Here is a 4,611-nt window from a genome sequence, read left to right as displayed (position 1 = left end):
CGGCCGCGGCCGCGCAACAGGCGCAGGCCGGCCGTTCCAACACGTCGCAGGGATCGCGCAGCCAGTACACGTACTCCAACACCGGCAACCGCGGCACCGGCTCCACCGGATCCAACGCCGGCACCGGCTCGGGCTCGACCGGCTCCACCACACGACCCAACCTCAACGGAGGCCACGGCTGCGGCAACAGCTGCACCGGAGTAGACGATGGCTATTACCACCACTGATTGTTTGGCCCGATGCCGGCATCCCCGTGCCAATATTCCGGTATATCGGTATGCCGGTATACCGTCATCCACACGTTCACACACGGTCATGTGACAGTCACCACACGTTCACACACAGTCACATACGGTCATGTGACGTTCACACACGGTCATGTGACGGTCACGACCGTGTGGTGAACGTGTGGAAGCGGCGGCATCCCGGTACGCCGGTACGCCGGTATTCCGGCATGCCGCTCATGCCAGTGAGATCGCGGTATCCCGCGCCGTCCCTGTTCTTTTCACCCGCATCGCAAGCCGATGCGGGTTTTTGCTTTTTCAAACACTTTTGCCGCGGTTCCCACGGGATGATGTTGCGCGGTTGCCGGGCGTGCCGGTGGCTACCTCCCGTTATTTCCTGCGGTCGGAAGCCCCGCCGATCCCGAAAAGGGGCGGCGGGGCCATGACCGGAATGTGATGGGAGGGAGGAAGTGACAAGGTTAACGGAGGTTCATATCAATGAACTTTGGTAAGAGCATGAGGGCCGGCGCCGCCGCTTTGGTGGCGGTCGCCACGCTCGGTGCAGGCGGCATCGTCGCCTCCGCCGCGTATGCGGGCGGTGGCGGCGGAAACCAGCCGGGGGCAGGGCGGCAACATGGATGTGTTGCAGTTCTGGCAGTACAAGGACGACGCGACCGGCTCGTGGGGTCCCGCGGACAGCCTCGATTCGGTTCGCGCCGCGATGAAGAGCGCCGGTGTGACGTTGAAGGGCGACGGCGTGACGAAGGCCACGAAGGCGTTGGAGCAGGCCCGAACGGAGTGCGAGGACGGTTTCAAGACCCGTCATCCCGGCGAGGGCGACGGCGAATGCCGCGTGGTCGCCGTGGGCGCGGTCCCGTACATCGACGGCGACAAGTTCTACTACGACGGATCAGGCTACTACGATCCAAATCTGAGGGGCAGCTGGTTCGACAACTGGAACAACTACGTGGCCACCGGGTCGTATCAATATGGAAACGTCACCTATAAGACTTCATATCCATTTGATGATGATCCTCAGAATAGCGTTGACAAGATCATGAAGGATAACGTGACGGCCACCTCGAAGCCGTCGATCGTGATCATCGTGCTTGACAAGTACCAGCCCGCGCCGCCCGAGACTCCGCCGAATGCGCCGACGAAGACCGTGCAGAAGGGCACGTCCGCGGATTCGATGGCGAACGAGACCGTGATCACCACGGGCACGGGCGTGGGTGGCAAGAAGATGACCATCAGCGACACGATCAATCCGAACGGCATGAAGTATACGGTCACCGGGCAGAAGGTCATCGACAAGACCGATGGCAACAAGGACGTGAGCGGCCAGTTCACGTTCAACACCGCGGATGGCCAGCAGGCCCCGAACGATGTGGCGACGGCCACATGGAACGGCGGCGACCTGCCGGAGAAGCACGAGTACGAGTATCATCTGACCATTACGGTCACCGCTCCGGTGACCTCGAAGGTCGTGGATACGCCGAGCGTGACGTGGAACGACAAGGGCACGGGCGATGTGGATTCCCGTGAGTTCCCGACCTGGGAGCCGAACCCGGACAAGAGCTGGATCCTGTACAGGGATGGCAAGTGGCAGGCCGTGGTCGATCCCGATGAGACGAACGCGACCGGTGCGGACGGCATGAAGTTCCTCGACGGCGACACCGTGGGCTCAGCGGTGAACGGCACCGTGGACCCGGACCTGATCGAGGCCCCGACGAAGCTGGAGCTGGCTGACGACTGGTCGGCCGCCGACTATCTGGTGGACGTGCGGGCCGCGTCGGAGATCAGGGTGTACGCGAAGCAGGCCGAACCGGATTCCACCGCGACCGTCGATGGCGGGACCGTGAAGCACTACACGAAGACCAGCGTCGCCGACATCGCGAACACGGGCGAGGACGTCACCTCCATGTTCGACATCACCGTGGAGGGCACGAAGGCGGTCGCCTCGGCGAAGCCCGAGTATCTCAAGACCCTCAAGGGCATGGGCAAGGGCCTCCAGGTCACCATGATCGTCCCGTTCACCGTGAACTTCGCGAACGGCAAGGGCGCGGAGCAGGTGCGCAAGGACTTCGGCAAGGCCGCGGGCGACGAGCTCACGTTCTGCACGAACCCGACCGAAGGCAAGGACCACAACGGCCCCGCGCTGACGAACAAGGGATCCGAGACCGTGAACGGCCAGACCGTGGCCACGAACGAGCCGAAGATCTGCGGCTGGGTGCCGAAGGTGAAGAAGGACGTGCTCGCCGAATCCTCGCAGGGCGGCGACCAGTCGAGCGTTGACGGCAAGACCGTCTACCCGGGCCAGAAGGTCGAGTACGAGCTGATCACGCAGCCGAAGCTGCCGTCCGACCTCGCGACCATCGTCACCAGTGTGGGCTTCACCGACAACTACGACGAGTACCTCGCCCCGGACAAGCAGACCGTGGAGATGCGGGACCTGGCCACCGGCCACACCATCCCGAAGTCGAAGTACACGACCAAATGGGATGATTCCAAGCACCTGTTCCAGCTGACCGTGAAGGACAAGGACCTGATCGCCCAGTGGCGCGCCGGCTCCAACCCGCGCCTCCTGATCCGCTTCGAGGGAACCGTGGCCGAGAACGCGCCGACGACCCACAAGGTCAACAACAAGTGGGTGCTCACCCTGAACAACGGCCTCACCCCGTCCAACGAGGTGTTCAACCTGCCTCCCGACTTCCAGCCCTCCAAGAAGGACACGCAGTCCGCGGAGCAGGGCGACCCGACGATCTCGATCGACGGGAAGACCATGCTGCTCGGCGACACCGGCAACTACGTGGTGACCATCGACGCCACCCAGAAGGACCAGGCGTACAAGGTGTGGCGACTGGGCGCGACCGACGACTTCGACGAGGAGTACGTGAGCATCGACCCCGCGAAGATCGAGGTCATCGGCTCCGACGGCAAGGACTACACCAAGGCCTTCAACATCCAGCTGAGGGACGGCGTGGTCTACGCGTACGCGAAGACCGTTGACACCGAGATCCCCGCCACCGGCGAGACCGTGAAGGGCGACCCGCAGCCGACCGATCTGAAGGCCTACGCGGAGAAGACCGACAAGGACTACGACCCGTTGAAGGATCCGGCCATCGACCAGAAGCTGCTCGGCCGCTCCTACCAGCTGGTCATGCCCTACAAGGTGGTCAAGGTCACCGACGGCTACGTGGTGAGGAACAAGGCCGTCCAGATCGTCAACAACGTGCGCAAGGAGACCAACGAGGTGTCCAACCCGCTGAAGCCGATCAACCCGAAGAAGGACGTGACCGTGAAGGTCGGCGGCGACAGCATCGACGGCAAGAGCGTCTACCTGAACCACACGTTCCTCTACCGACTCGACTCCAGCATCCTGCCCGCCGACCGCGCCTACCAGAAGATCACCGACTGGACCGGCGTGGACCAGCTCGACACCGAGCACGACGAATACCTGGGCAACTGGGCCGTCTACGCGCAGCGCGACCTCTACAGGGACGGCCAGCTGGTCGCATCCAAGGGCGAACGCATCGCCGGCACCGGCTTCGACTCCTCGAAGCTCGGCGAACTGTTCAACGTCTCCTACGACCAGAACGGCAAGGTGTCCGTGGCGGCCACCCAGGCCTACCTCGACCTCGTGAGCGCCGACAACGGGCACGAGGCCGGCTGGAGCCTGTACATCCAGTGCAAGCGCACCTCCACCGCCGAGAAGGTCGAGAACAAGTGGGACGAGACCGTCAACGGCACGCCGCGCGAATCCAACATCGTGTGGACCCGCACGCCCGACATGACCCCGAGCATCCATTTGGAGAAGGTCGATACCAAGACCCTCGACAAGGACGGCCAGGAGGCCGCCGACCGCGACGATCCGAAGCAGGCACTGAAGATGAACTCCGACTCCACGTCGATCACGTTCATCATCACCAACACCTCCAAGACCGATCCCGAGACCGGCGAGGGCGCATGGTTCAAGGCCAGCGACCTCAAGCTCAAGGACAACACCATCGTCGGCGACGCCCACGTCGATATGGACTCCCTGACCTACCCGTCCGGCTGGGACGCGCTCATCCTGAAGCCCGGCGAATCCGTGAAGGTCACCGGCACGCTCAAGGGCGTGAACGCCGGCGGCAAGCACACGAACCGCGCGTCCGTGACCGGCACCCCGCTGGTCGAATGCGCGCCGAGCAACGCCGACCCGTTCAACGGCTCCGATGACGGCACCGACCCCGACTACTCCACCGGCGACGTGACCGAGATCGACGGCAGGAAGCTGTGCTCCGACACCCAGGTCGTCAGCAACACCGACGACTGGAACGGCTACCGCCCCGCACCGCTCGCATCCACCGGCGCAGGCATCATGGCCGCCGTCGTGGCGCTGCTGCTC

General features: G+C 63.7%; 2 protein-coding genes. One reads left to right on the top strand and one right to left on the bottom strand.

Annotation, left to right across the window (positions count from 1 at the left end):
* Positions 1-317, bottom strand: a 317-nt coding sequence (locus BISA_RS13515) for a hypothetical protein (protein ID WP_193349278.1), incomplete at its 3' end; no start/stop codon positions are given.
* Between the two features lie 541 nt (positions 318-858).
* Between BISA_RS13515 and BISA_RS11615 the strand changes: the two genes are divergently transcribed.
* Positions 859-4,611, top strand: a 3,753-nt coding sequence (locus BISA_RS11615) for an LPXTG cell wall anchor domain-containing protein (RefSeq protein WP_051917577.1), incomplete at its 3' end; no start/stop codon positions are given.

The sequence above is a fragment of the Bifidobacterium saguini DSM 23967 genome (assembly GCF_000741715.1).
Lineage (GTDB): Bacteria > Actinomycetota > Actinomycetes > Actinomycetales > Bifidobacteriaceae > Bifidobacterium > Bifidobacterium saguini.
The sequence above is the reverse complement of the archived record's forward strand: the minus strand, read 5'-3'. Positions and strand labels throughout refer to the sequence as shown.